This window comes from Streptomyces antibioticus (genome assembly GCF_002019855.1).
Classification (GTDB): Bacteria; Actinomycetota; Actinomycetes; order Streptomycetales; family Streptomycetaceae; genus Streptomyces; species Streptomyces antibioticus_B.
Genome location: NZ_CM007717.1, coordinates 4,280,933 through 4,307,873 on the forward strand (window position 1 = coordinate 4,280,933; position 26,941 = coordinate 4,307,873).

The 26,941-nt window shown below is 72.3% G+C and carries 22 protein-coding genes and 2 tRNA genes; 10 read left to right on the top strand and 14 right to left on the bottom strand.

From position 1 onward, the window contains the following. Positions 1–134: 134 nt before the first annotated feature. Together AFM16_RS19275 and AFM16_RS40490 are read left to right on the top strand one after the other, a co-directional pair. Complete coding sequence (locus tag AFM16_RS19275; protein WP_030798356.1) at positions 135–1,028, top strand: RNA polymerase sigma factor SigF; 894 nt, start codon at positions 135–137, stop codon at positions 1,026–1,028. A 473-nt stretch (positions 1,029–1,501) separates the two neighbouring features. Further along, positions 1,502–1,798: a hypothetical protein gene (locus AFM16_RS40490; RefSeq protein ID WP_306293476.1), complete on the top strand. Its 297-nt coding sequence runs from the start codon at positions 1,502–1,504 to the stop codon at positions 1,796–1,798. A 30-nt stretch (positions 1,799–1,828) separates the two neighbouring features. Here AFM16_RS40490 and AFM16_RS19285 read toward each other — a convergent pair whose 3' ends face one another. Further along, a complete protein-coding gene (locus AFM16_RS19285) occupies positions 1,829–2,026 on the bottom strand; it encodes a hypothetical protein (protein ID WP_030798360.1) in 198 nt (65 codons plus the stop codon). A 180-nt stretch (positions 2,027–2,206) separates the two neighbouring features. On the opposite strand from AFM16_RS19285, the gene AFM16_RS19290 reads away from it, so the two are divergent. From AFM16_RS19290 to AFM16_RS19300, 3 genes are all read left to right on the top strand, one after another. After that, complete coding sequence (locus AFM16_RS19290) at positions 2,207–2,734, top strand: MarR family winged helix-turn-helix transcriptional regulator (RefSeq protein WP_030798362.1); 528 nt, start codon at positions 2,207–2,209, stop codon at positions 2,732–2,734. A gap of 82 nt (positions 2,735–2,816) precedes the next feature. Next, on the top strand, positions 2,817–5,237 hold the full coding sequence (locus tag AFM16_RS19295; RefSeq protein WP_489433992.1) for an MFS transporter: 2,421 nt from the start codon (positions 2,817–2,819) through the stop codon (positions 5,235–5,237). 104 nt (positions 5,238–5,341) lie between these two features. Continuing rightward, on the top strand, positions 5,342–5,809 hold the full coding sequence (locus tag AFM16_RS19300; RefSeq protein ID WP_078634072.1) for a PPOX class F420-dependent oxidoreductase: 468 nt from the start codon (positions 5,342–5,344) through the stop codon (positions 5,807–5,809). 62 nt (positions 5,810–5,871) lie between these two features. Here the strand turns inward: AFM16_RS19300 and AFM16_RS19305 are convergent, their stop codons facing one another. The 6 genes from AFM16_RS19305 to AFM16_RS19330 all read right to left on the bottom strand — a co-directional run bounded on the left by AFM16_RS19305 (position 5,872) and on the right by AFM16_RS19330 (position 13,415). Further along, the gene (locus AFM16_RS19305; RefSeq protein WP_078634073.1) at positions 5,872–8,106 is read right to left on the bottom strand and encodes an ArnT family glycosyltransferase; all 2,235 of its coding nucleotides are present in this window, start codon (positions 8,104–8,106) and stop codon (positions 5,872–5,874) included. After that, on the bottom strand, positions 8,103–9,575 hold the full coding sequence (locus AFM16_RS19310) for a bifunctional glycosyltransferase family 2/GtrA family protein (RefSeq protein WP_107419117.1): 1,473 nt from the start codon (positions 9,573–9,575) through the stop codon (positions 8,103–8,105). The genes AFM16_RS19305 and AFM16_RS19310 overlap by 4 nt, the downstream gene beginning before the upstream one ends. A 14-nt stretch (positions 9,576–9,589) precedes the next feature. Beyond that, positions 9,590–11,260: a sensor histidine kinase gene (locus AFM16_RS19315; protein WP_078634074.1), complete on the bottom strand. Its 1,671-nt coding sequence runs from the start codon at positions 11,258–11,260 to the stop codon at positions 9,590–9,592. Further along, positions 11,257–11,997: a response regulator transcription factor gene (locus AFM16_RS19320; RefSeq protein ID WP_179123288.1), complete on the bottom strand. Its 741-nt coding sequence runs from the start codon at positions 11,995–11,997 to the stop codon at positions 11,257–11,259. The genes AFM16_RS19315 and AFM16_RS19320 overlap by 4 nt, the downstream gene beginning before the upstream one ends. 199 nt (positions 11,998–12,196) lie before the next feature. Continuing rightward, positions 12,197–13,075 (bottom strand): DUF2797 domain-containing protein, encoded by an 879-nt coding sequence (locus AFM16_RS19325; protein ID WP_078637021.1) that lies wholly within the window; start codon positions 13,073–13,075, stop codon positions 12,197–12,199. After that, on the bottom strand, positions 12,996–13,415 hold the full coding sequence (locus AFM16_RS19330; RefSeq protein WP_078634076.1) for an HGxxPAAW family protein: 420 nt from the start codon (positions 13,413–13,415) through the stop codon (positions 12,996–12,998). Before AFM16_RS19330 ends, AFM16_RS19325 begins: the two co-directional genes overlap by 80 nt. A 133-nt stretch (positions 13,416–13,548) precedes the next feature. On the opposite strand from AFM16_RS19330, the gene AFM16_RS19335 reads away from it, so the two are divergent. Continuing rightward, positions 13,549–14,040 carry a MarR family winged helix-turn-helix transcriptional regulator gene (locus AFM16_RS19335; protein ID WP_078634077.1) on the top strand — a complete coding sequence of 164 codons (492 nt, stop codon included), beginning with the start codon at positions 13,549–13,551 and terminating at the stop codon, positions 14,038–14,040. 89 nt (positions 14,041–14,129) lie between these two features. Here AFM16_RS19335 and AFM16_RS19340 read toward each other — a convergent pair whose 3' ends face one another. Continuing rightward, positions 14,130–15,704: a hypothetical protein gene (locus tag AFM16_RS19340; RefSeq protein WP_143648395.1), complete on the bottom strand. Its 1,575-nt coding sequence runs from the start codon at positions 15,702–15,704 to the stop codon at positions 14,130–14,132. Positions 15,705–15,862: 158 nt separating this feature from the next. Between AFM16_RS19340 and AFM16_RS19345 the strand changes: the two genes are divergently transcribed. Then, positions 15,863–16,177: a hypothetical protein gene (locus AFM16_RS19345; protein WP_078634079.1), complete on the top strand. Its 315-nt coding sequence runs from the start codon at positions 15,863–15,865 to the stop codon at positions 16,175–16,177. A 36-nt stretch (positions 16,178–16,213) separates the two neighbouring features. Here AFM16_RS19345 and AFM16_RS19350 read toward each other — a convergent pair whose 3' ends face one another. From AFM16_RS19350 to AFM16_RS19365, 4 genes are all read right to left on the bottom strand, one after another. Next, on the bottom strand, positions 16,214–16,702 hold the full coding sequence (locus tag AFM16_RS19350) for a hypothetical protein (protein ID WP_107419119.1): 489 nt from the start codon (positions 16,700–16,702) through the stop codon (positions 16,214–16,216). A gap of 87 nt (positions 16,703–16,789) precedes the next feature. Then, on the bottom strand, positions 16,790–17,425 hold the full coding sequence (locus tag AFM16_RS39080) for a signal protein (RefSeq protein ID WP_143648397.1): 636 nt from the start codon (positions 17,423–17,425) through the stop codon (positions 16,790–16,792). Positions 17,426–17,495: 70 nt separating this feature from the next. Continuing rightward, positions 17,496–17,568, bottom strand: a tRNA-Arg gene (locus AFM16_RS19360). 209 nt (positions 17,569–17,777) lie between these two features. Then, positions 17,778–17,868 (bottom strand) — tRNA-Ser (locus AFM16_RS19365). A gap of 157 nt (positions 17,869–18,025) precedes the next feature. On the opposite strand from AFM16_RS19365, the gene AFM16_RS19370 reads away from it, so the two are divergent. Both AFM16_RS19370 and AFM16_RS19375 read left to right on the top strand, forming a co-directional pair. After that, positions 18,026–18,556 carry an SSI family serine proteinase inhibitor gene (locus AFM16_RS19370; protein WP_078634082.1) on the top strand — a complete coding sequence of 177 codons (531 nt, stop codon included), beginning with the start codon at positions 18,026–18,028 and terminating at the stop codon, positions 18,554–18,556. Between the two features lie 306 nt (positions 18,557–18,862). After that, positions 18,863–23,104 carry a hybrid sensor histidine kinase/response regulator gene (locus tag AFM16_RS19375; RefSeq protein WP_078634083.1) on the top strand — a complete coding sequence of 1,414 codons (4,242 nt, stop codon included), beginning with the start codon at positions 18,863–18,865 and terminating at the stop codon, positions 23,102–23,104. A gap of 24 nt (positions 23,105–23,128) precedes the next feature. Here AFM16_RS19375 and AFM16_RS19380 read toward each other — a convergent pair whose 3' ends face one another. Beyond that, complete coding sequence (locus AFM16_RS19380; protein WP_078634084.1) at positions 23,129–23,710, bottom strand: TetR/AcrR family transcriptional regulator; 582 nt, start codon at positions 23,708–23,710, stop codon at positions 23,129–23,131. A gap of 138 nt (positions 23,711–23,848) precedes the next feature. On the opposite strand from AFM16_RS19380, the gene AFM16_RS19385 reads away from it, so the two are divergent. Beyond that, a complete protein-coding gene (locus AFM16_RS19385; protein WP_078634085.1) occupies positions 23,849–25,039 on the top strand; it encodes an MFS transporter in 1,191 nt (396 codons plus the stop codon). A 145-nt stretch (positions 25,040–25,184) separates the two neighbouring features. Here AFM16_RS19385 and AFM16_RS19390 read toward each other — a convergent pair whose 3' ends face one another. Further along, a complete protein-coding gene (locus tag AFM16_RS19390; protein WP_030794773.1) occupies positions 25,185–26,864 on the bottom strand; it encodes a long-chain fatty acid--CoA ligase in 1,680 nt (559 codons plus the stop codon). Positions 26,865–26,941: the final 77 nt, after the last annotated feature.

The window sequence follows — 26,941 nt, forward strand, 5'->3', positions numbered from 1 at the left end:
AGCGTGTTGCCGACATGTGACATTCTTCCGGAAGCGCGTTTGCCAGAGCTTCGGCTCCGGTATTCAGGTGAAGGCTGACGTTCTCCTCGACGGGACCGTTCGCCGCGACCGTCCCGCGACCCAAAGGGGGTGGCATGTCCGCAGACCAGGGCAGCTCGAAGGTGCTCACGCTCACGAAGAGCGAGTCCGCGCCCGCCGAGCCCGACGTGCTCGACGACGTCACGGCCCTCGAGGCCGCGCCGGCTCCGGCTCTCCCGGCCACGGGGGCCATCGACACCCGCACCCTGTCCCGCTCCCTGTTCCTGCGACTGGCCGCCCTCGACGAGGACAGCCCCGAGCGGGTCTATGTCCGAGACACCCTCATCGAGCTGAACCTCCCCCTCGTGCGCTACGCGGCGGCCCGCTTCCGCTCGCGCAACGAGCCGATGGAGGACATCGTCCAGGTCGGCACCATCGGCCTGATCAAGGCGATCGACCGCTTCGACTGCGAACGCGGCGTGGAGTTCCCGACGTTCGCGATGCCGACGGTCGTGGGCGAGATCAAGCGGTTCTTCCGCGACACCTCCTGGTCGGTCCGCGTCCCGCGCCGCCTCCAGGAGCTGCGGCTCGCCCTCACCAAGGCCAGCGACGAGCTGTCCCAGAAGCTGGACCGCTCCCCGACGGTGGCCGAACTGGCCGCGGTCCTGGGCGTGTCCGAGGAGGACGTGGTCGACGGCCTCGCCGTCGGCAACGCGTACACGGCCTCCTCGCTGGACTCCCCGGCCCCCGAGGACGACGGCGGCGAGGGCTCCCTGGCCGACCGCCTCGGCTACGAGGACACGGCGCTGGAGGGCGTGGAGTACCGCGAGTCGCTGAAGCCGCTGCTGGCCAAGCTGCCGCCCCGCGAGCGCCGCATCATCATGCTGCGCTTCTTCGCGAACATGACCCAGTCGCAGATCGGCGAGGAGGTCGGCATCTCCCAGATGCACGTCTCCCGGCTGCTCACCCGGACCCTGGCCCAGCTTCGGGACGGACTCATCGCCGACTGACCGCCGATCCGGCCGGCGGGGCACCGGGGCTTCCTTCTTGACGGTCCGTCAGTGACACTGACGCGATGCCGAAGCCTTCGGAGCACCAGCCTTCGGAACGAGCGGACCGGACACGGCCCCGTGGCCGTCGAGGCGCCCTGTGGGGCGCGTCGGCGGCCGCCGTCGTGTGTACGGGGGTCGTGCTGGGCGGCTGCGGGGGAGACGGCGGCCCGGGCGGCGGCTTCGCGGCGGTCGGCCCGGCCGGCGGCGGTGCCACGACCGGCGTGGACACGGCCCCGACAGGAGGGGTGCGGCTCATACCGCTGGACGGCTCGCCGTCACCGGACTCCTCGCCCAACTCCCCCGCCGGGAAGGGCAGTCCGCGACCGGCCGGCGCCCCGCCACCGTCCGGTACCTCGGCCGCAGCCACCGTTCCCGGCTCCACGACGGCCCCTGCCGCACCCTCGGGCACTCCGGCACCCTCGGTACCGCCCATGACCGAACCGGGGCCCGCACAGAGCCCCGTACCGTCCCGGCCGCCTGCACCGGCACCGGCACCGGCCGCGCTGACCACCGGCACCCCGGTGCGTTCGGGAACCGTCGCGTTCGGCACACATGTGATCGGCGCGCTCGGGATCGACTGGGCCACGGTCGACTCGACCGTGCTCCTGCCCACGCCGATCGCCCCCGGCGCCCGGAAGCGGCGGACGTGGACGGTGTGCGTCGACTCCTGGCGCGTCCCGCTGGGCATGCACGTCGAGACGCGGGAGGTGTCCGTCCGGTGGGAGTGAGCGCCGGCGGCCGGGCCGCCGGCGTCGGTGTTACGCGAGCGCCAGCCAGGCGACCGCGACGACGATCAGCACCGCGGCGGCGACGCCGACGATGAGACCGACACGGGGACCGGCCGGCGCGGGGGCCTGACGGGAGGCCTGGGGCGCGCCCTCGTCGACGAACGCGCGGAACATCTGGGTGCTGCCTGCGGGGTCGTAGTTGCCCTGGGGGCCCTGGTTGTTCGCCATGGGCCGAGACACTAGCGAAAACGGCCGCCCCGCCCCAAGCGGGGGGTGTGCATCGGGTGGGCATTGCCCTCGCCCTACTTGCCTTTGCCAACTTTTTGCGGCGCTCCCCCCCGTTTTATTTGCCTGTAGCAACCAAACGAGGTCTATGGTTGCCCTAAGCAACGATAAACGGGAGGTGTGGTGGCCGGGCAGACGCAGTACGAGGAGCTGATCCGTCAGTTCAGCGCCTTCGGCGCCGTGAAGCGGGAGCTGGGGCGGATCATGCCGCCCGAGTGCCCCGGCGGCTCCGCGGCCGTGCTGACGCTGCTCCACCAGCACGGCGCCATGCGCATCAGCAGTCTCTCCGAACTGCTCGCCGTGGATCTGTCGGTCACCAGCCGCCATGTCGCCCATGTCGCCGAACGCGGCTGGATCGAGCGGTCGCCCGACCCGGCCGACAAGCGTTCCCGCATCCTGCGCCTGACCCCCTCGGGGCACGCGCAGCTCGACGAACTCTCCCGGCGCACCACCCGCATGCTCGCCGAGCGCCTCGCCGACTGGACCGACGACGAGGTCGTCCAGCTCACCCGGCTGATGGCCCGGCTCAGAGCGGACTTCGACGACTGCCGCGGGACACCGCACCGGCATCCGTCGGCGCAGACGACGCCGTCACCGCCGTCGACCGTCGCTTCCGAAGAACCGACCACCCGTACACCCGCGACCACATAAGAGAAGGAAACCCATGGCAACGACCACACCAGCCGGTGTGCGGGCCCATGCCAGGCACGGGGGCGGCTCCGAGCACGGCCCCATGACCCACCGGCAGATCATGGAGGCGCTCTCCGGGCTGCTGCTCGGGATGTTCGTGGCGATCCTGTCGTCCACGATCGTCTCGAACGCCCTCCCGGAGATCATCGGCGACCTCGGCGGCGGCCAGTCCGCCTACACCTGGGTCGTCACCTCCACCCTGCTGGCGATGACCGCGGCCACCCCGCTGTGGGGCAAGCTCGCCGACCTCTACAACAAGAAGGCGCTCGTCCAGCTCGCCCTCGTCATCTATGTACTGGGCTCGATGGCGGCCGGTCTGTCGCAGAACGCCGGCATGCTGATCGCCTGCCGTGTCGTGCAGGGCATCGGCGTCGGCGGTCTGTCCGCCCTCGCGCAGATCGTGATGGCGGCGATGATCTCCCCGCGCGAGCGCGGCCGTTACTCCGGCTACCTCGGCGCGACCTTCGCCGTGGCCACCGTCGGCGGCCCGCTGCTCGGCGGTGTCATCACGGACACCGACTGGCTGGGCTGGCGCTGGTGCTTCTACGTCGGCGTGCCCTTCGCGGTGATCGCGCTGATCGTGCTCCAGAAGACCCTGCACCTGCCGGTCGTGAAGCGGGACGTGAAGGTCGACTGGGCCGGCGCGTTCTTCATCTCGGCCGCGGTCTCGCTGCTGCTGGTCTGGGTCACCTTCGCCGGTGACAAGTACGACTGGCTGTCCTGGCAGACGTACGCGATGGTCGCCGGGTCCGTCGTCCTCGCGCTGGTCTTCGTGCTCGTCGAGTCGAGGGCCGCCGAGCCGATCATCCCGCTGCGGCTGTTCCGCAACCGCACCATCACGCTCTCCTCGGTCGCCTCGATGTTCGTGGGCGTCGCGATGTTCTCCGGCACGGTGTTCTTCGCGCAGTACTTCCAGCTCGCCCGGGACAAGTCGCCGACCATGTCCGGCGTGCTGACCATCCCGATGATCGGCGGACTGTTCGTCTCCTCCACCGTCTCCGGGCAGCTCATCACCCGCACGGGCAAGTGGAAGGCGTGGCTGGTCGGCGGCGGTGTGCTGGTCACGGCGGGCCTCGGCCTGCTGGGCACGATCCGCTACGACACGCCGTACTGGAAGACCGCCGTCTTCATGGCGCTGCTCGGGCTCGGCGTCGGCATGATGATGCAGAACCTGGTGCTGTCCACGCAGAACCAGGTCGACCCCTCCGACCTCGGCGCGGCCAGCTCCACGGTCACCTTCTTCCGCTCCCTCGGCGGTGCGATCGGCGTCTCCGCGCTGGGCGCCGTGATGGCGAACCGGATCACCGACTACGCCCGGGACGGCATCGCGGGCCTCGGCCCGAAGTACGCCTCCCTCGCCTCCGGCTCCGGCGCCTCCAGCGAGATCCCGGACATGGACAAGCTGCCCGCGCCGCTGCGCACGGTCATGGAGAGCGCGTACGGCCACGGCATCGCGGACGTCTTCCTGATCGCCGCCGTGATGGCGCTGCTCGCCTTCCTGATCACCCTGTTCATCAAGGAGGTCCCGCTGCGGACGGCGGGCGCGATGGCGCAGGCGGCGGAGGAGCCGGTGACGGCGGTACCGGCCGACGCCGCTGCCGAGATCCGTGGCGAGGCCCGTGCCGAAGTCGGTGCCGAAGTCGGTGCCGGCGCTCCTGCCGAGGATCCCGACGAGGTGTCCGCGCCCGCCGTCGAGGCCGGTACGGGCATCCGGGTGCACGGTCATGTCCGTGGCGCGGAGGACGCTCCCGTCCCGCAGGCCGCCGTCACCCTGATCTCCCCGGCCGGCCGCCAGCTCGGCCGCTCGGTCGCCCGGCCCGACGGCGCCTACGCGCTGGACGCGCCCGGGGCGGGGTCGTACGTCCTGATCGCCTCCGCGGACGGGTTCCGGCCGCACGCGTCCACGATCGTGGTGAACGGCGAACCGGTCGCCCACGACGTCCTGCTCAGCGGGACCGGCGGGCTGAACGGGACCGTCCTGGCCGGCGGGTCCGGCGATGCCGTCAAGGACGCCCTGGTGGTCGTCACCGATGCGCGCGGCGAGCTGCTGGCCACCGGGACCACCGGTGAGCGGGGCGAGTTCGGCTTCGCGGAGCTGGTGCCGGGTGCCGTGACGGTCGCGGTCGACGCGCCCGGGTTCCGGCCGCGCGCGCTCCCCGTGGAGATCGGCGGGACCGGCGTGACCCGGGTGGAGGTCGCCCTGGAGGCGGGCGCCCGGCTCCAGGGTGTCGTACGGGCGCCGCACGGTCCGCTGGCCGACGCGCGGGTGACGCTCGTGGACGCGGCGGGCGACGTGGTCGGCACGGCGACGACGGGCCCGGACGGGGCGTACGCCTTCGCCGACCTGGACGCCGGCGCGTACACGGTGACCGCGAGCGGCTATCCGCCGGTGGCCACCGCGCTGACCGTCGCCGGGGACGGGACGGACGGGCACGACATCGAGCTGGCCCACCAGGAGGAGTAGCGGTTCGCCGGGCGACGGGCGGGTGGCGGGGTGCTGTGGGCGCCCCGCCACCCGCCCGCCCGTCTCCGCCAGCCCCCGGGGCGGAACCCGCCTACGCTGGCCCCATGGCACCGAACATCGCGACCAACACCTCCGTCACGCTCGCCGAGTTGCTGGACTTCGTCCGTCCCCGGCACCGCGCGATCCTGCTGACCCGGCGGGGCAACGGCGGCCCCCAGGGGTCGCCGCTGACCTGCGGGGTCGACGACTCGGGCCGGATCGTCGTCTCCACCTACCCGGAGCGCGCCAAGACCCGCAACGCCAAGCGTGACGAGCGGGTCAGCGTCCTCGTGCTGAGCGACGAGTGGGACGGGCCGTGGGTCCAGATCGACGGCACGGCCGAGGTGATCGACTCCCCCGACTCCGTGGAGCCCCTCGTGGAGTACTACCGGAACATCGCGGGCGAGCACCCCGACTGGGACGAGTACCGGGCCGCCATGGTCAAGCAGGGCAAGTCGATCATCCGTGTCACACCGGAGCGGTGGGGTCCGGTGGCGACCGGGGGCTTCCCGGCGCGGCTGGCGCAGGACTGAGGGTCCTGAGGGTCCTAAAGGTCCCGAGGGAACAGTGCCAGGCGCGCCGGGGTTCGCCCGCGTCAGCCGCTCGTCTCCTGGGTCAGGTCGTAGAAGGTGGCCGAACCCACCGTCACCTCCTTGAAGTTCTCCTGGACCCAGGTGCTGATCTGCGAGGACGTGCCGTCCCCGCCCATGCCGCCGCCCATGCCGCCTCCGGTGCCGCTGGAGATGAAGTAGTGGACCTTGCCCTCGGCCACGTACTCCTTGAACTGGGCCAACGTCGGTGACGGGTCGGTGCCGTTGAAGCCACCGATCGCCATCACGGGCTCGCCGGTGGAGAGTTGGTAGCTCGCGGCGTTCTGCGAGCCGACCGCGGCGGCCGCCCAGGTGTAGTCGTCGGCGTCGGTGGTCAGCAGCTTCCGGGCCTCGGTGGAGACGTCGGCGCCGTTCAGCAGGCCGCCTGCGCCGCCGCCTCCGCCGCCGCCCATGCCTCCGGCGCCTTCACCGAGTTGTCCACCGGGGCCGGTCTGCTGGCCCTGGCCTTGGCCTTGGTTTTGGCCCTGCCCCTGACCCTGGCCCTGGTTCTGGCCCGGCATGCCGCCGCCCGGGAAGCCGTTGCCGCCGCCCTGCTGGTTCTGGCCCGGCTGGCCCTGGCCCTGGCCCTGGCCCTGGCCCTGCTGGCCGCCGAAGCCGCCCGGCATGCCACCGCCGCCTCCGCCACCGGGGCCGCCGCCGCCCGGACGTCCGCCGCCCATCATGGACGCGCCCGCCGGGCCCGCCGTCACGATGGACCCGGTGTGGCCCTCCTGGAGCGTGCTGACGGTGTACGCCGTCGGACCGGCCAGCGCGGCCACCAGGCCGAGGGAGGCCGCCGCGAGGGCGAGGGTGCGCGTGATCCGGCCCGCGAAGATCAGGCCGAGCGCGGCGACCAGGCCGCCGACCAGGACCAGCCACTTCAGCCAGGGCAGGTAGTCGGGGGTGCGGTTGAGCAGGACGTACGACCAGGAGGCCGCCGCGACGACCGAGGCCGCGAGGCTGATCGAGGCCCACAGCTCGGACCGCCGCTCCCACAGCAGACCGGCGCCCATGCCGATCACCGCCGCCAGATAGGGGGCGAGGGCCACGGTGTAGTACTGGTGGAAGATGCCCGCCATGTAGCTGAAGACGACCATGGTGATCAGCAGCGAGCCGCCCCACACCAGCAGCAGCCCGCGGGTGGCCGAGGTGCGGCCGTACTTCCGGGTCGCGACCAGTCCGGCGATCAGCAGGACCAGCGCGGCCGGCAGCAGCCAGGAGATCTGGCCGCCGATCTCGGAGTTGAACATCCGGTCCCAGCCGGTCTCGCCCCACTGCCCGGTGTTGCCACCGCCGCCGCCCCCGCCGACGCTGCCCGTCTCCTCGCCGTTGAGACGGCCGAGACCGTTGTAGCCGAAGGTCAGTTCGAGGAAGGAGTTGTTCTGGGAGCCGCCGATGTAGGGGCGGGAGGACGCGGGCCACAGCTCGACGATCGCGACCCACCAGCCGCCGGCCACGATCAGCGCACCGGTGGCGGCCGCGAGCTGGCCGAGGCGCTTCCTGACCGGGACCGGTGCGCAGACCGCGTAGACGATCGCGAGCGGCGGCAGGATCAGGAACGCCTGGAGCGTCTTGGCGAGGAAGGCGAAACCGATCGCGACCCCGGCCCACAGCAGCCACCTGGTCCGGCCGTCCTCCACCGCGCGGGCGACGAAGTAGCAGGCCACGGCCAACAGCAGGGCCAGCATCGCGTCCGGGTTGTTGAACCGGAACATCAGCGCGGCGACCGGGGTGAGCGCGAGCACGCCGCCCGCGATCAGACCGGCAGCGGGGCTGAACCGGCGGCGCACGGAGGCGTAGACGACGGCGACCGTGCCGACGCCCATCAGCACCTCGGGGACGAGGATCGCCCAGGAGTTCAGGCCGAACAGCCGTACCGACAGGGCCATCGGCCACAGCGAGGCCGGGGGCTTGTCGACGGTGATCGCGTTGCCCGCGTCCAGCGAGCCGAAGAAGAGGGCCTTCCAGGACTGGCTGCCGGCCTGGACGGCCGCGGAGTAGAAGGAGTTGGCGTAGCCGGAGGCGCTCAGGTTGTACAGGTAGAGCAGGAGGGTGGCGGCGAGCAGGGCGAGGAAGGCCGGGCGGACCCAGCGGGGGTCCTCGGGCCGGCCGCGCCACAGTCTGCGGTGCGGGGGCTGCTTCGGTTCACTCGGCGCGGGGGAGGGGGCGGCCGGCGGTGCGGTCGTGTCCTTCGGCTCCTTCGGCGGCGGGGTCGTCGTCGGGTCGAGCTGGGTGGTCATCGGGCGTCCCCCGGGTCGGTGTCGTGGGGACGCACCGGCTGCTGCAGGCGCAGGGTGGCGTCCCTCCAGGTGCCTTCGAGGGCGCGGCCGTCGTGGGTGTCGTGCGTGCCGTACGCCTTCGTGGCAAAGGTGATGTGGTCATGGGTGGTGCGGGCGTGGGTGGTGCCGTCGTGGGTGGTGCCGTCGTGGGCCGGGCCGTCCTGGGCCGGGCCGTCGTACGTCGTCGTCTCCCGTCGGTCCGGGAACACCCACGCCCGGAAGAGCAGGAAGCGCAGGACGGTCGCCGCGAGGTTGGCCGCGACCAGGACGGCGAGTTCGGTGGAGTGCGCGGGGTCGGAGTTCGCGGCGTCGAGGGCGGCGAGCGAGCCGCTGGTCAGCGCCAGGCCGATGCCGAAGACGACCAGCCCCTGCGCCTGGTGCCGGACGGCACCGCTGCGGCCGCGTACGCCGAAGGTCAGCCTCCGGTTGGCGGCGGTGTTGGCGACCGCCGAGACCAGCAGCGCCAGCGCGTTCGCGGTCTGCGAGCCGCCGAACAGCCGGAAGCCGCTGTAGAGCAGCAGGTAGAACAGGGTGGAGAGGCCGCCGACGACACAGAAGCCGACGAGCTGACGGGCCAGTCCGCCGGGTACGTCCGTGAGGTCCCGGTCGCGCGGATCGTCGCCGAACGGCCTGGTCAGCCGGTCCAGCGGCAGCGACCCGGTGGCCAGCGCCTTCCCTACGCGCCACACGCCCTTCAGGTCGTCGGTCGCCGTCTTCACGATGTGCACCGTGGAGTCCGGGTCGTCGACCCAGTCGACCGGCACCTCGTGGATACGCAGTCCGGCCCGCTCGGCGAGCACCAGCATCTCGGTGTCGAAGAACCAGCCGGTGTCCTCCACCAGCGGCAGCAGCACCCGCGCCACATCGCGCCGGATCGCCTTGAAGCCGCACTGGGCGTCGGAGAAGCGGGCCTGGAGCGAGCCGCGCAGGATGAGGTTGTAGGCCCGGCTGATGAACTCCCGCTTCGGCCCGCGCACCACCCGGGAGCTACGGGCGAGCCGGGAGCCGATCGCCAGGTCGGAGTGGCCGGAGATGAGCGGGGCCACCAGCGGCAGCAGCGCGTTGAGGTCGGTGGACAGGTCCACGTCCATGTACGCGAGGACCGGGGCGTCGGAGGCGGACCAGACGGTCCGCAGCGCCCGGCCGCGGCCCTTCTGCTCCAGCCGGAAGGACGTCACCTCCGGGATCCGGTCCGCCAGCCGCCGCGCCACCATCGGGGTGGCGTCCGTGGAGGCGTTGTCCGCGATCGTGATGCGGAAGGGGTACGGGAACGTACGCGCCAGGTGGTCGTGGAGTCTGCGCACGCACGGCTGGAGGTCCTTCTCCTCGTTGTAGACGGGGATCACTACGTCCAGGACAGGCGTACCGGCTGTGGCGGCCGGGAGGTGCTCCCGCGCCGGCAGGGTGCCGGGAGAAGAGTCGGTTCGCATGCCGACGACTCTCCTCAGGCGCCCTGTCGCACCCATGTGGTGGCCCTGTGCCCGACCTGTGAGTCGAGTTGCCGGTTCGTTTCGGGCGCCGGGCGGAGCACGGCGGGCCCGAGCGCGGGCAGATGCACGGTGAACACGGTACGTCCGGGCGCGCTGTCCACGGTCACGGCGCCGCCGTGCGCGGTCGCGACGGCCTGCACGATGGCGAGGCCGAGGCCGGTCGAGCCGGAGGCGCGGGAGCGCGAGGAGTCGCCGCGGGCGAACCGTTCGAAGACGTGCGGGAGCAGGTCGGGCGGGATGCCCTGACCGTCGTCCTGGACGTCGACGCACAGCCACGGCCCGTCCCGCCGCACGCGCGCGGTGACCGTCGTACCGGGCGGGGTGTGCGTGCGGGCGTTGGCCAGCGTGTTGACGAGCACCTGCTGGAGCCGCGCCGAGTCGGCGGACACCAGGGCGGGTTCGTCGGGGAGGTCGAGGCGCCAGACGTGCTCCCGTCCGGCGGCGCGGGCGTCGCTGACGGTGTCGATGACCAGCGGGACGAGGTCGGTCTGCTCGAACCGGAGCGGGCGGCCCGCGTCGAGGCGGGCGAGCAGCAGCAGGTCCTCGACGAGCAGGGTCATCCGGCCGGCCTCGGACTCGATACGGCCGAGCGCGTGCCGGGTGTCGGGCCCGACCTCCTCACGGCCGCGCCGGGTCAGTTCGGCGTATCCGCGGATGGAGGCGAGGGGGGTGCGCAGTTCGTGGCTGGCGTCCGCGACGAAGCGGCGTACCCGCATCTCGCTCTCCTGGCGGGAGTGCAGGGCGCCGTGGACGTGGTTCAGCATGCGGTTGAGGGCGGCGCCGACCTGGCCGACCTCGGTGTGCGGATCGCACTCCGCCTCCGGCACGCGCTCGCTGAGGTTGACCTCGCCGGTGTGCAGGGGCAGTTCGGAGACCCGGGTGGCCGTCGCGGCGACCTTGCGCAGCGGGCGGGTGGCGACGCCGACGATCACCGTGCCGGCGATCCCGGCGGCGACCAGTCCGGCGGCGGTGACGCTCAGCTCGACGAGGATCAGGGTGTTGATCGTGTTGTCGGCGTCGGTGGTGGGGATGGCCACGTAGTACGCGGAGTCGTCGTTGCTGGAGTAGACGACGCGGTATCCGCCCAGTCCGGGCAGGTCCACGGTGTGCTCGCCGCCGTCCTGGGAGACGGAGTTGAGCACCTCGGTCTGGTCCTCGGTGAGCGGCTTGTGGTCCATCTCGTAGTTCTTCGCGGCCTGGGGCGCCACACCGCGCTCGGCGCTGGTGACGGTGCCGTTCACGACCTTGGCGGCGATCGTGCCGGTCGGCTGGGGGCCCTTGGTGACGAACGCCGCGAGGTCGGTCTCCTGGGCCGTGAGCTGCTGGTCCGGTCCGGTGATGCCGTTCTTGGGCTGGTCGGGCGGCCCCCCGAAGTCGCGGGGCGCGACCCGCGCGGCGACCTCCCTGAGCCGGCCGTCGAGCTGCTCGTACAGATGGGAGCGCAGCGCGAGCGTCGTCACCGTGCCGATCACGGCGCATACGACGGCGATCAGCACCACGGACGCGACGACGAGCCGGGCCCGCAGGGTGCGCGGCTGTCCCGGCCGGGTCTTCCGCGGACGCGGGCGCTGTCGCGGTTGGCGTCGCGGTCCTGGTTGTGGTTGTGGTCGCCGTCGCCCGCTCATGAGGCCGCGGGCTTGATCAGGTATCCGGCGCCGCGCCGCGTGTGGATCATCGGCTCCCGGCCGGCGTCGATCTTGCGCCGCAGGTAGGAGATGTACAGCTCGACGACATTGGCCTGGCCGCCGAAGTCGTAGGACCACACGCGGTCGAGGATCTGCGCCTTGCTGAGCACGCGCCGCGGGTTGCGCATCAGGAAGCGCAGCAGCTCGAACTCCGTGGCGGTGAGATGGATGTTGTCCCCGGCCCGCGAGACCTCGTGGCTGTCCTCGTCGAGGGTGAGGTCGCCGACGACCAGCATCGAGTCGGAGCGCCGGTCGGCGGCACCGGAGCGGCGGATGAGCCCCCGCAGCCGGGCCACGACCTCTTCGAGGCTGAACGGCTTGGTGACGTAGTCGTCGCCGCCGGCGGTGAGACCGGCGATACGGTCCTCGACGGCGTCCTTGGCGGTCAGGAACAGCACCGGGACGTCCGGCAGCTCGCGCCGCAGCCGGCCGAGGACGGTCAGCCCGTCCATGTCGGGCAGCATCATGTCGAGGACGACGGCGTCGGGCCGGAACTCCCGGGCGGTCTGGAGGGCGCCCGTGCCGTCCCCGGCACTCCTGATCTGCCATCCTTCGTAGCGCAGGGCCATGGAGAGCAGTTCGGTGATCGACAACTCGTCGTCCACCACAAGCACGCGGACGGGGCTCCCGTCCGGCCTCAGCAGTTCGGTGCGCCCCTGGGGCGAGGTCGTGGTCATGGGGGACACCATGTCGGGGCGCTCTGAGAACACGCTTTCACCAGTCTGTGATTTCCCTGAGAAGTACACAGGGATCTCTCAGGGAGGGACTGGGAGGACCTGGAAGGACCTGGGAGGGTCTTCCGGGTAAGCGCTGTCTCGATCTCAGGGCTCGGCCTCATGATTCGGCCTTCATGATTCGGCCTCATGGCTCGCGCCCTCAGAACAGCCCGTCCTGAAGGGGCGCGGCGGTCTTGAACTCTCTTATGGGCACCCGCACTTCCCCCTCATCAGTGGCTGGCACCAGGTCCCACCCGCTCAGCAGGCGCGTGTCCAGGACGACGACCCGGTTGCCGGTCGCCAGATGCAGATCGGGGCCGGCGGCAGCCACCAACTCCCCACTGACGGCGCCCCCGGCGACCAGCTCGGTCACCTCGCCGCGGGCGGCGGGGGCGTGGTCGAGCCCGAACACCGCCACATGGTCGACGGCTTGGAAGGGCTCACGGGTCAACGACTCGGGCCAGCCGGTCAGTCCGACGGCCTTCGCGTGCAACTCAGCGATCTCGGCGGCCCTTTGTTCTTGTTCGAGGTCCGGCAGGGCGGCTCGCACCGCGCGCTTCTCGCCGTAGGGGATCCGGTCGGGGACGCCCAGGGCGGCGCGCAGCAGTTCCTCGCTGCGGCGGGCGGCCATCAGCGGTCCGGTGCCGAGCCAGGTGAAGCAGACGGCGCCCTGCTCCAGCAGCCGTGCGGACCCGCGCTCTACGGCCGTGATCCCGACCTTGGCCAGTCCCGGCCCGAACCACGCCAGGTAGACGCGGTAGGGCCGGGGGTCGTCGGCGATGCCGTCCGCGGCGACGGAGTGCGCCCGGTCCAGCCGCGCGCACTCCTCGCAACGGCCCCCGGTGCTGCGCGCCGACACCGCCGCGCGCAGCGGACACATGTGTCCACGAGCCCCGGCACACTCCCGCACACCCCCCTCGACGACCCCGAAAGCCACGCGTCTCCCCCAGGACAGCGCGCTACGACGCCCCCCGGCCCACGTCAGCACCGGCCGCTCCGCCGACCAGCGCAGCCCGGTGCTCTTCCATGCCTGTGCCATCACCCGCAACGGTAGGCGCCGGCACTGACAACGCGCTCCGGCCTGCGGATCCGCGCCCGGCGAGCCGACAGCCCAGGCACCCCGGATGCCCGGAGCGCGCCGCCGTGTCCCGGACCCGCATCCCCCACTCGCCCCGGGGCCGCACCCCGGGCGGCTTGCCCCACCCGGCCAGATGCAGCCCCCAGGTGACCAGCGCGGCGACGGCGACGATCACCAGCCCTCCGCCCACCAGCGCACCGGCCCCGGCACAGACGCCGAGCCCGGTCACGGTGGTCCCCACGGTGGCGACGGCGACACCGGTCCAGCCGGCGACGGTGTGCCCTTCGTCGTACAGCGCCATGGCGATTCCCTCACGATCTAAGAAGATGGAAAACTACTTACAAGGTAAGAGAAGAAGAAAGCAGATAACAAGGGACCAGCACAGAAGAGCCGCACGCCACGCACCCGCAGCCTCACCAGGAGCCGTCCCCGCGATGACACCCCCGCCCCGCCCCGCCGCCACTCCCGTAGAAGCGCTGTCGGCGATGGACGACCTGATCGCGGCCAGCATGGTCGGCCAGCAGGAGATGGCCCAGCGCCTCGGCCTGAACGTCACCGACCTGACCTGCTTCGCCTACGTCCTCCAGGCCGGCGAACACCTCCTGACCGCCGGCGAACTGGCGACCCGGGTCCAGGTCACGACCGGCGCGGTGACCGGCATCCTCAACCGCCTCGAACGCGCCGGCTACGTCACCCGCCGCCCCGACCCCCACGACCGCCGCCGCGTCCGCGTGGCCGCCGAACCCACCGCGGTCGCCCGCGTCCACGCCCTCTACCAGCCGTACTACGACCGCCTCAACACCCTCTTCGCCGACTACACCCCGGCCGAGATCGCGGTCCTCACCGACTGGTTCACCCGCGCGACGGCCCTGGCCCACACCTACCGCCGCGAACTCCGCGTCCAGGACGGGACGGGCACTCCCTAGTCCCGGTCGTCACCTGCCCGCCGACGCACGAAGGGCGGCCGCGCACGTGGGTGCGCGACCGCCCTTCCTCCGCGACGGCGGGAACGGGCTCAGCCGATGGCGTAGGCCCGGTAGACCGTCTGCACCGAGCGGTTCCCGGCGGCGTCCTTGACCTCGGAGCGCAGCGCGACGGCGCCGGACGCCGGGTTGCGGACGGTCGCCTGCCAGGCCGAGCCGGAGCGCTTGACCGTCGCCGCCTTCCAGGTCTTGCCGCCGTCGGCGGAGGACCAGACCTTGACGGACTTGGCGGTCACCTTGGTGAACTTCGTGTCGGGGTTCTGGGAACCGCGCACGGCACTCACGTTGACCGTCGTGGTGCTGCTCGGCGCGGCCTGGTTGCGGGTGTTCAGCCCACTCGGCAGGAAGCGGGTGAGGAAGACGGGCGCGACCGCCGACTTGGCCGGGTCGGCCTTGAAGTACCAGTCGAGGGTGACGCGCGACGACAGCATGCCGGCGGGGAACGTGATGCCCGGCCGGTGGCGCTGCGCGTCCACGGTCAGGCGGTACCAGCCGGCCGAGCCGATCCGGGCGGAGAACTCGGCGCCGCTGTTGCCCCAGTTGGTCAGGGTCTTCTTCTTGACGGTGGTGCCGCCCTTGGACAGGACCACCGTCTCCTTCGTCGGGTCGGTCGCGGTGACACCGACGTCCGGGTCGCCGATCAGGCCCTCCGGAACGAAGTACACGGACTTCTGCCAGACCGTCGGCAGATAGTGCAACGGCCCCCAGACGGCCCGGCCGAACGGCTGGGTGACGCTCTGCCCCGCCTTCAGCGTCCTGACCTTCGGGAAACCGCCGCTCACATGGTCGCCGTTGCTCGCGTAGACGTCGTCGCGCGGCTGCCAGGTCCCGGGGGTCACATGGGCGGTGGCGCTGTACGGCACGCTGTCGGCGTGGACCTCGGCCATCAGGTCGCTCGTGCAGTCGTCGGTCTTCGGCCGTGCCTGGAGCGCGACGCCGTTCTGACGGGCCATCTGCGTACCGCCGCGCACCGAGAAGCGCACGGTCGCCATGTTCGCCCGCTTGAACGTCCCACCGGGCGTGGCCGGGATGCCGGTGGTCTTCTTCACGGCGATGTAGCTGTCGTCACCCGACCACTGCGCCAGGTACCCGAACTGAAGCAGCTTGGAGGAGTTCGGGATGACGTAGAGGGACCCCGCGTCGTTCCACGCGCCCACGCTGTAGGCGGAGGGCATGTCACTGACGCTGGCGGCGCACACCTGCGCACTGATCCGCGGCGGCCCGATCACGTCGGCGGGCGCGTCGAGGCCCACCTTGACGGCCTTGCCCTTGCGCGCGTCGAGCGTCACCGAGGTGCTGCCCGCCACCTTGACGACCTTCGCGCCAAGGGTGTCGATGCCGAAACCATCCTTGGTGCTCTCACTGATGTCGGCCATCGCGATGTACTGCCCCGCCGGCAGGCTGATCCGCTTACCGGACTTGACCGTGTACGTCCGCCCGGACGAAACGGCGACGACCGTGACCGTCGTCGCGACCTTGCCACCCTGCCGCCCCAGCGTGGTGACGGCCAACGACCCCGAAGCGGCCTGCGCGGAAGCCCCACCCACAACCAACGGCGCCAGCGCGGCGACCACACCCACGAAGGCGAGCGATCTCCATCGCACCATCATCGTTTCCCCCCTCGAACCCCAAAGCTGATCAATCCTAGCCATGTCACGGACATGGCAGCTCAGCCAGGGGCGGCAGGTCACGGGCCACCGCCGGCGGCTACGAGGCAGGCCGACCTGCTTCCAGGGCTTGGCCTGCTCGCCGGCACGATGGTCCCGTGGTCGACCCGGAGCGCATCAGAGCAGAGACCGTGGCGTACTTCCGAGCACTCGATGAGAACGCCATCCTGAGGCACCACTTCCGCCACGTCGACGAGGAGGGTGGTCTGTGGTGGTTCGAGGCCGTGGCCGACCGCGGCAAGTTGGTGGCCGTCAAGCAAGCCGAGCTGACTCCGGCCGGCCGACTCCACCAGTACAACTGGGAGCACCTGGAGGATGAGCACGGCTTCCTGACAGACCAGGCGATCGACCCGGACGAAGACCCGCTGGAAGCCATCCCGGCCGAAGAGTTCCAGCGGGTGTGGACGCGGTGACACTCCCGCAGCCTCTTGGTCCTGAGCCGGGGCCGTTCAGTCGAGGAAGTAGGACCAGAAAGGGATCGCGGCGTACTGATGGTCTTCGCGTGTCGGCACAGGGCGACCGAACTCGTGGTGGAAGTAGTCGACCAGATCGGAGCCGTAGTAAATGATGTCCGTCTGGTACATCGACAGCACAGGGGTACCGGTGCGGTCTGGATCGGCCAGCAGGTAGCGGTGCGAGTAAATCGGCACCATGACCGGGACCTTGGTCAAGTACGTGCGCGCCACTTCCAAGGCATCCTGAGTGACCGTCGGCCGCGGCTCCCAGTCCGGATGCCAGAAGCCGTTGTGCTCCACGTCGAACAGCACCCCGTGCACCGGCCAGGCCAACCGCTCCGCCAGGTCCTCCGGCTCGCCGTCCCGCCAATCGGGCCAACGACTGCTCCCCGTAGGTAGCCCTGCCCCCAGCAGGGTCCGATGCTCCGGCGCGAAGCGGAACCCCCAGCGCTCCTCGACCTGGTCGAGTTCCCGCTCGGTCATACCTCGCTTCACCTCGACGCGGGCAGAGAGCATGGCAATCAACGCCTCGGCGTCTTCGGAACTCGGCTTCCCCTGCGCGTCGTTCGCCTACGCGGCACCCACGGTCAAGGAGTAGTCCACATCAACCGCGAAGTCCTGTGCCCGACCACGAATAGTCAGGGTGTGGTTCCCGGGCTTCAGTGGGGGCAACTGGACCCAGAGGCCGCACCCGGTGGTCGTGAAGCGCCCGTCCGTGCCTGTGACGGGGTTGAGGGCGACGCTCTGCACGGAGATCGACTCTCCTAGGCTGGTCTCCGAGTCGACCTCCTCGCCGTCCAGGACGGCGGACCCGTTGGCCGAGTTCATGAAGATCGCGCAGTCCGTCGGCTCACCCATCAGGTTCACCAGGGGAAACGCGACGGGGACCCCTTCGGGGACGCTGCACGTGCGCTTGGCCTGAGTGCCGAAGGTGCCCGCCAGAAACCACACGTCTGACGGCTGGTTACGCTCACAATCGCTGCCGTCCTCGTCAGCGACCGGGTTGGTGCCCACAGGTTCCGACAGCGCCCACGTCCACCATCGGCTCTGCAGATCCTCAGGAGAGAGACCGGCTTGCGTCGACGACTGTGCGCCTGAAGCCGGAGATGTCGAGTTCTCTGATCCCTCGGCCCGCCCACGCTCGCATCCCACCAGTGCCATAAGGACCATGGCCGTGAGTGCCACTCTGCCGGTCTTGATCTTCACGAGTTCCCCTCCCGTGCCGCGCCCCTGAAACGCAAGAGGCCCCGGATCTCTCCGGGGCCTCTTGTCACTGTGCACTCGGCAGGATTCGAACCTGCAACCTTCTGATCCGTAGTCAGATGCTCTATCCGTTAAGCTACGAGTGCGTGTTATTCGGTTTTTCTTGTCTTCGCTTCCGGCCCTTGCGGCCCGCTCGCGGCGACAGGAAGAACATTACATGACTGCCGCCGACATGTGAAATCCGTTTGCCGCACCCCTTGTGAGCTGCGGAAACGCCGTTTGAGCGGGTGTCGGTGATCATGCGTGGGAACGACGAAGCCCCGGTCCTCACGGACCGGGGCTTCGGTGTATCGCGCGGAGGCGGAGGGATTTGAACCCTCGATGGGCTTTAAGGCCCAAACCGCATTAGCAGTGCGGCGCCATAGACCGGACTAGGCGACGCCTCCCGCACAACCGCTCGCGTGCGTGCGAGTGGTGCGTGCAGATGATGACACAGTCGAGCGGGGTGTCACCAATCGACGTCCACGGTACTAGGCAGGCGGGCCGCAGGGCAAAGCACTTGCCCGGGCGCAACGTCGTCGGCCGTGTCGCGTTGGGCAGGGCATGTTCCAGGTCGTCCCGGTGCGCCGGGTTCTCGTCAGCATGTATGCGGCCGGCGTCGCCGCCACCGCCGTCGTCGTCGGCGCCGGGCCGGCCGCGCCCTCGGGCGCCGGTGCCGCGTACGCCGCGCCGCCGCCCGTCCGTGACGAGGACCGGGTCCAGGATCTCCGCGGCGACCGTCTCGTCGTGACCGTTCGGCGCGCCGGCGGTGGCGCCGACGGGACCTTCGAGGTGGTGTGCCGGCCGGGTCCCGGGCACGGCAGCCATCCGGACGCGGGCGGCGCCTGCCGTGCCGTGGAGCGGAACACCCGCTGGGGGCGGGACCCCTTCGCGCCCGCGCCCGCCGACGGGGTCTGCACCATGCGGTACGGCGGTCCCGCCACCGCCCGTGTCACCGGGCGCTGGGCCGGTCGGCCGGTGGACGCGGTCTTCGACCGCAGCGACGGGTGCGCGATCGAGCGGTGGGACCGGTTCGTACCCCTTCTGCCCGATCTGCGCCGGGCGCCGCATCCTCTCGACGACTTCCGCCGATGAACCGCCCGGCGCCCTCACCGCCTTCACCTCCTTCGCAGGCCCCACCCGACCGGGTTCCGTCCGCACAGGTGGCGCACAGGGGAAACACCCGTCCCGTGGAAGTCCCGCGAAGGTCGTGCGTACGGTCGGATGTGCGGGTGGGCACGCGGGGGGAGGTTTCGTGTCACTTCGTGGTGCGAGGTGCCTCTCATCCGGCGCCTGTGAGCGCCCCCCAGCCCTTAGACTCCCTCGCGTGACACGCTGCGGGCCGGTTGGCACTATGGCCCGAGCGGTCGGCACGTTGCGGTAACAGGGAGGAAGCGACTCGTGAGCAGCAGGCCATCCCGAGGCGCTGCTCGCCTCGCAGCCATACTCGATGCCCTTCCCGACGCGTTGGTGCTGGTCAACGCGAACGGGACCGTCGTCAACGCGAACACCATCGCGCTGGAGGCGTTCGAGACCCCGGGTACGGCGCTGGTGGGGCGGGGCCTGCTCGATCTGCTCCCGCAGTTCGACTCCAAGCTGATCCCGGGCTCCATGCGGCGGCCCGACCACATGGACCCGCGCGGCCGGACCAAGCCGACCCGCATGGTCGCCCGGCGCACCGACGGCTCCGAGTTCCCCGTCGAGGTCACCAGCGCGAACCTGGAGAACGGCCAGCAGGCGTACGACGGCTACGGCTACGCCGCTGACGAGCTGCTGATGCTCGTCGTGCGCGATCTGTCCGGGACCGTGGACACCGAGGCCGAGCTGGCGCGTTCGCAGCGGCAGACCGAAATGATCCTGCGGGCCGCGTCCGAGGGCGTCGTCGGCACCGACACGGACGGGCGGATCGTCCTGGTCAACCCGGCCGCCGCGCAGATCCTCGGCTACCGGGCCAGCGATCTCGGCGCCAAGGAACTCCACACCCTCGTCCTGCACTCCCGCGCCGACGGCTCGCCCTTCCCCTACGACGAGTCGCCGCTCGCCGACACCCTGCGCTCCGGGCGCAAGCACCGGGTGCGCGGGCAGGTGCTGTGGTCCAAGAGCGGGGACAAGGTCTCCGTCGATCTGACGACCGCCCCCGTGCGCGACGGCGACCAGCTCGTCGGCGCGGTGATGACCTTCACCGACCGGCGGCCGTTCGACGCCCTCGCCGAGGAGAAGGACACCGTCGAGCAGCGGCACGCCGAGGAGCTGGAACGACTCTCCGAGGAGCACGCCTCCGACCTGACCGCGCTGCGCCAGAAGCACGTCACCGAGCTGGAGGAGCTGCGCGAGAAGCACGAGGAGGAGCTGGCGGCGGGCGAAGAGCGCTACGCCGCCCTTGGGGAGCGGGAGAAGGACCGGCACGACGCGCTCGCCGCGCGCTACGACCAGCTCCTCAGCCTCCTCGCCACCTCCCTGCGCGGCCCGCTCGACGAGCTGCGCCGTGAGCTGGCCACGCTCGCCGCGGACGACGCCGGGCAGCTCTGGCCCGAGGCCAACCAGGTCCTGCACCACCTCTCCGCCGGGTACGCGCGGATCACGACCCTCATCGACAACGTCCTCGGCTACCAGCGGCTCGACGCCGGCGGCGAGGCGATCGTCCGCACGAAGGTGATGCTGGACGCCGTCGTGGCCGCCGGTGTCGACGGCGCCGTGGAACTGATCGGGCCGGGGCGGGTGCAGTTCGCCGTCCACGCGCCGCCGATCGAGGCCGAGGTCGACGCCCGGCTGCTGGCGACCGCGCTGGCGCATCTCGTCGCGGACGTCGCGGGGGTCGACGCCACCGGCAACGCGCCCGTCTCGGCGGGCGGTTACATGGACAACACGGTCGTCGTCGCGGCCGCCCAGCGCGGTGAGGTCGTCCGCATCGAGGTGCGCGGCCCTTACACCGGCGGCGACCCGGTGCACGAGCCGATCGTGCGCGGGATCGTGCGCGCGCACGGCGGTGTGCTCCAGACGCACGAGGTGCCGGGCATGAGCGGCAGCGCGTTCGTGCTGGAGGTGCCGTTGGGCGGTGGCGCGGGGGCCGTCCCGCCTCCGGCGCCCGCCGCACTGCCGGCCCTCGCCGGGGGTTCGGACCCCGCGGTCCCCGCGGACGGGGCTCCCGATCAGGGCCACGGGCGGCGCCGGGCGCGCCGTTCCTCCGTCGACGCCTTCCTGGACGGCGAGGTCCCGGGTACGGCGGCCGACGCGGGCGGGGACGCGGACGGTGCCGTTCCGACCGGACGGCGGCGCAGGCGTGCGCAGGCCGCCGGGGAGACGGCCGCCGAGCTGCCCGCACTGCCGGAGGCCGCCGCCGCAGCCGGGGCGGGGGCCTCGGCCGAGGAGGGCGCGTCCGGAGGCACCGGGCGCCGACGCGGGCGGCCCGCCGAGGGTGCGAACGCCGACGCGGGCGCCGGGGTCTCCGAGGGCGCCGTCATGACGGCGGCCGAGCACGCGGCGGGCACCGCGGCGTCGGGTACGGGACTCGGCGGCACCGTGCCGCCGCAGGGCGTGCCCGTGCCGGCCCCGGCCCCGGCCCCCGCCCCGCAGCCGCAGCCGCAGCCTCAGCAGCACGCGCTGCCGCCGGCCCTGCCCGCGGTCGCGTCCACCGACACCGACGAGGGGCAGCCGACGGGGCGCCGACGCCGTGCCCTGGCCGCCGCGTCGGAGCGCGCCGCCGCGGCGGAGGCGGGGCCGCGCGCGGTCTTCGCCCTGCCGCCGGCACAGGCGGACCGTCCGGCGGAGGGCCAGCCCGGGGCCGTGCCGGGAGCCGTACCCGGAGCCGTGCCCGGGGCTTCCGCGCCGCTTCCGGCACAAGCGCAGGCACAGGCGCAGGCACCGGCCGCGGCCGCGCAGCCGCAGATCCCGGCGCAGGCCGCCCCGATGCCCGTACCGGCGGCGCAGATGCCCGTACCGGCGCAGATTCCGCCGGGTGCGCTGCCCATGCCCGGCCCGTCCGACGACGCCCGGATCGACCACGGCCGGCACGACGCCGCCGCGCCCGGACAAGCCGACGACCACACCCCGCCGCAGCCGCACCCCACCACCGCGCCGACCGGCCGCCGCCGTCGGGCGGTGGCCATGCCCGGGGAGGCGGCCGAGGCGACGGGCGCCGTGAGCGGTCCGACGGCGGTTCCGGCGCAGGCCCATGGCCAGGCGCCGACGCCGACGCAGGACGCCGTAGGACAGCCGGTCCCGGCCGGAACGGCCATGCCCGCGGCCCACCCCCTCCCCGCCGCGCAGCCCGCCCCCGTCCCGGCCCAGGGCCAGCCCCTGCCCGCCGAGGCACCGTCCGCGGCGACCCCCGCTCCCAAGCCCCCCACCTCCACCCCCAGCACCGGCACCCCCCTCCCTCCCGAGGCCGTCGCCGCGCCCCGGGTGGCCCAGCCGCTGCCCGCCGCCGCGCCGATGGACCCCAACTCCACGCAGGGCCGTGCCATAAGCGTGCGCACGCTGGGGCAGGGTGTCCCCTTCACCCGGCAGGCCGCGCAGGTGCAGCAGGCACAGCCGCAGGCCCAGGCCACCACGACTCCCGCCCCGCACTCCCCTTCCGGTTCCGGGCGCCGCCGCAAGCTGGGCACGCCCCCGGACCCGACCGCCACCGCCGCACCCCGCCAGGAACAGCCCTCGGCCCAGGCGCATCCCCAGACCGCCCGCCCCCACCCCTCGGCCGAGCAGCCCGTCGCCGTTCCGCCGCAGGCCCCGCTCCCGCCGCAGCCGTCCCTCGCCGGGCAGGCGCGGCTGGTGCCGGGCGGCCCCGCCACGGAGGGCGCCGGACGGTCGTACGCCATAGGCGCCCCGGACGAGAACGCGGCCGAGGGCCCGGAGCCGCTGGACGGTCCCGGCGGGGCCGTCGAGGTGGCGGATCCGCCGCGCCCGGTGCCGATGGACGACGAGCTGCCGCCCGAGCCGCTGGACAACCCGCGCCGGCTGCTGGTGTGGCCGGCGCCGGACGTCCCCACCCAGCAGGCGCTCAGCGACCGCGGCTACCGTCCCGTCATCGTGCACTCGCGCGAGGAGGTGGACGCGCAGATCGCCGCGTTCCCGGCGGCGCTGTTCGTGGACCCGCTGACCGGGCCGATCACCCGGACCGCGCTCCAGTCGCTGCGGCAGGCGGCGGTGGCCGCCGAGGTGCCGGTGATGGTGACGGCCGGGCTCGGACAGGCGACGCGCGAGGCGGCGTACGGCGCCGATCCCGCCGTTCTGCTGAAGGCGCTGGCGCCCCGGGACAGTGAGCAGCACCCGCCGCGGGTGCTGCTGGTCGAGGAGCACGCGGAGATCGCGCTCGCGCTGACCTCGACGCTGGAGCGGCGCGGGATGCAGGTGGCGCGGGCCGCGAGCGACGCGGACGCGGTGGCGCTGGCCGGGCAGTTGCGGCCGAACCTCGTGGTGATGGACCTGATGCAGGTGCACCGCGGACAGGCCGGGATCCTGGACTGGCTGCGCGCGAACGGGCAGCTCAACCGCACCCCGCTGGTCGTCTACACGGCGGCCGTGGACCCGGCGGACCTGCCCCGGCTGGCGTCGGGCGAGACGGTCCTCTTCCTGGCCGAGCGCTCCACCAGCGCCGAGGTGCAGAGCCGGATCGTGGACCTGCTGTCCCGGATCAGCACCAACTAGACCTGACCTGCCCCGCCTACTCCCCTAGGTCCCGACCAGCCGCCGTGCCGCCTCCTTGACCGAGGCGCGCAGGCGGGCGCGGTCGGACTCCGTCTCGCCGGTCAGGATGCGGCTCATCTGGGGGACGACGGTGGCCCAGTTGGCCAGTGCGATCAGCAGGAAGAACAGGTCGGGGGCGGGGATGGCGTCGGAGATCACGCCCCGCTCCTGGGCGTCGCGGACGGCGGCAACCTTGACGGCGTAGTGGTCCTGGCGCTCCGGCTCGTCGGGGAGTTCGGCGCTGCCGTACTCGATGCCCTCCCAGTAGAGGAGGCGCAGCAGTTCGGGGTGGGCGGCGTGATAGTCCATGAGCCGGTCGAGCCAGCCCTCGACGTCGTCCGGGTCGACGGGGACGGCGGCGGCGAGATCCACCATGCAGCGGCCGACGACCTGCGAGAAGAGCTGCGCCTTGTTGCCGTAGTAGGCGTAGATGAGCTGCTTGTTCGCCCGGGCGGCGGCCGCGATGCGGTCGACGCGGGCGCCGGCGACGCCGTACCGCGCGAACTCGGCGACCGCGGCGTCGAAGATCCGCGCCCGGGTCGCGTCGGGGTCCCTGGTGGCTGCCATGACTCCATCGTAGCCACGCTTGTAACCAGTCAGTTGGAAATCGGGAATGCGGCGGCGCCCCCGGCGGTTGCACCCGCTGTTCCGACTCTTCCAACTGTTTGGTTACCTGCTGTCGCCGGCTCCGAGGAGCACCTTTCCATGCAGACCCTGTCCCCCACCGCCGAGCGGCTCCCCACCCGGGCCCGGCGGCCGGATCTCCTGCTCGTCCTCATCGCCCTGTGCACCGCGGTCACGGCCGCCAACATCTATGTCGCGGCCCCGCTGCTCCCGCTCATCGCCCACGACTTCGGCTCCGCGCCCTCGGCCGTGGCCTGGATCGCCTCGGTCGCCCAGTTCGGCTACGCGGCCGGGCTGCTGTTCTTCGCCCCGCTCGGCGACCGCGTGAACCGGCGCCGGCTGGTCGCCGTGCTCTCGCTGGTCACCTCGGCCGCGCTGGTCGCGGGCGCCGCGGCGGCCGGCACCACCGCGCTCGCGGCCGCCGTGCTCGTCGCCTCCGCCGCGACCGTCGTCCCGCAGCTCCTGGTTCCGCTGGTCGCCGAACGCGCCCCGGCGCACCACCGGGCACGCCATGTCGCCGCCGTCATCGCCGGGCTGTTCACCGGCATCGTCGCCGCCCGGGTGCTCGGCGGTCTCGCCGGGCAGGCGTTCGGCTGGCGGGCGGTGTTCGTGGGCGCGGCCGTGCTCACGACCCTGCTCGGCCTGCTGACGGCGGCCGCGCTCCCGGCCGAGGCCCGGCGCCCTCGCGACGGCGGGCTCTTCACCGGTCTGCGCACCATGCCGGGACTGGTGCGCCGCTCCCCCGGCCTGTGGCGGGCCTGCGTGCGGCAGGCGGGGATGTACGGCGCCTGGAGCGCGCTGTGGACCTCGCTGGCCCTGCTGCTGACGGGCGAGGCGTACGGCATGTCCACCGCGACCGCCGGGCTGTTCGGCCTCTTCGGGCTGGCGGCGAGCGTGGTGGCGCCGCTGGCGGGCGGGCTGGTCGACCGGTTCGGCGCGGCGAAGGTGGTCCGCGGGGCGTACGCGCTGGCCGCCGTGTCGGTGCCGTTGTTCTGGCTGGGCGGTCAGGTGGTCGGGGCGCTCGTGGTGGCCGCCGTCGCGATCCACGCGGCGCTGGTCGCCTCCCATGTCGCCAACCAGACCCTGGCCCTGACCACCACCTCCGCACCGGCCACCGCCAACAGCGCGTACGTCGTGGCGGGCTTCGCGGGCGGCGCCACCGCCTCGGCCCTGGCGGGCCTCGCCTACACCCACATCGGCTGGGGCGGGGTCGTCGCGGTGGCGGGCGCGTGGCTGCTGCTGGGCTGGACGACCACGGCCGTACGACGGTGACGACGGCGTCGTACGGCGGTGACCGCCTTCCCCCGCCGAGGGCCGTGGCGTCGTACGGCAGTAGCCGCCTTCCGTCACCGGGGCCGTACGCCGGGCAGGTGCCGCGAGGTGACCTGCCCGGCGCGCTTGTGCGGGCCCTCGGGCCTCAGAGCCGGGTGACGTCCAGCTCGCCCTCGGCGTACTGGCGGCGTAGCACCTTCTTGTCGAACTTGCCGACGCTGGTCTTCGGGACCGCCGTGACGATCGTCCAGCGCTCGGGGAGCTGCCACTTGGCGATGCGGCCCTCCTCGGCGAGGAAGGTGCGCAGCGTCTCGAAGTCGGCGGCGGCGCCCTCCTTGAGGACGACCGTGGCCAGCGGGCGCTCGCCCCACCTGTCGTCGGGGACGGCGACGACGGCCGCCTCGGCGACGGCCGGGTGGGCCATCAGCGCGTTCTCCAGCTCCACCGACGAGATCCACTCGCCGCCGGACTTGATGACGTCCTTGGCGCGGTCGGTGAGGGTGAGGAAGCCATCGGGGGAGATGATGCCGACGTCACCGGTCTTGAGCCAGCCGTCCTCGCTGAACTTGTCGGCGGGGCGCAGGGGTTCGGCGTCGGGGCCGTTGTAGTAGGCGCCGGCGATCCAGGCGCCGCGCACCTCCAGCTCACCCGCGGACTCGCCGTCCCAGGGGAGGCGTTCGCCGCCGGGGCCGGTGAGGCGGGCCTCGACGCCGGCCGGGAAGCGGCCCTGGGTGAGGCGGTAGCCGAACTCCTCGTCCGTGCCGACCGCGTGGGCCGGAGGGCGGGCGACGGTGCCGAGCGGGGAGGTCTCCGTCATGCCCCAGGCGTGGCAGACCCGCATGCCCAGCTCGTCGAAGGCGGTCATCAGGGAGGGCGGACAGGCCGAGCCGCCGATGGTGACCTGGCCCAGCGAGGAGACGTCCCGCGGCTTGGCGGTCAGCTCGGCGAGCAGGCCCTGCCAGATGGTGGGGACGGCGGCCGCGTGGGTGGGCCGCTCCGCCTCGATCATCTCGGCGAGCGGCGCGGGCTGGAGGAAGCGGTCCGGCATCAGCATGTTCACGCCTGTCATGAAGGTGGCGTGCGGCAGGCCCCAGGCGTTCACGTGGAACTGCGGGACCACGACCAGGGAGGTGTCCTGGTCGGTGAGGCTCATCGACTCGGCCATGTTGACCTGCATGGAGTGCAGGTAGATCGAGCGGTGGCTGTAGACCACGCCCTTGGGGTCGCCGGTGGTGCCGGAGGTGTAACACATGGCGGCGGCCGTGCGTTCGTCCAGCTCGGGCCAGTCGTAGGCGGTGGGCTTGCCGGCGATCAGGTCCTCGTACTCGTGGACCCGCGGGGCGACGCCGTCCAGGAGGGAGCGGTCGCCGGGGCCGGAGACGACGACGTGCTCGACCGTCTTGAGGTGCGGGAGCAGCGGGGCGAGCAGCGGCAGCAGGGAGCCGTTGGCTATGACCACCTTGTCGGCGGCGTGGTTGACGATCCACGCGAGCTGCTCGGGGGGCAGCCGCAGGTTCAGGGTGTGCAGGACGGCGCCCATGGCGGGGATCGCGAAGTACGCCTCGACGTGCTCGGCGTTGTTCCACATCAAGGTGGCGACCCGGTCGTCGCCGCTCACCCCGAGGTCGTCGCGCAGCGCGTGCGCGAGCTGGGCCGCGCGGTCGCCGATCTCCGCGAAGGAGCGGCGGTGGGCCTCGCCCTCGCCCGTCCAGGTGGTCACCTGCGATGTGCCGTGGATCTTCGACCCGTGGGTGAGGATCCTCGAGATCAGCAGTGGTACGTCCTGCATGGTGCTCAGCACGGCGTCCTCCCAGGGCGGCGACATTGCCTACGCGGTGGTAACGGTTGCGCTGATTCTGCGCACATACCGCGCGGTATGTCACTAGGTGGCGATGATCGATC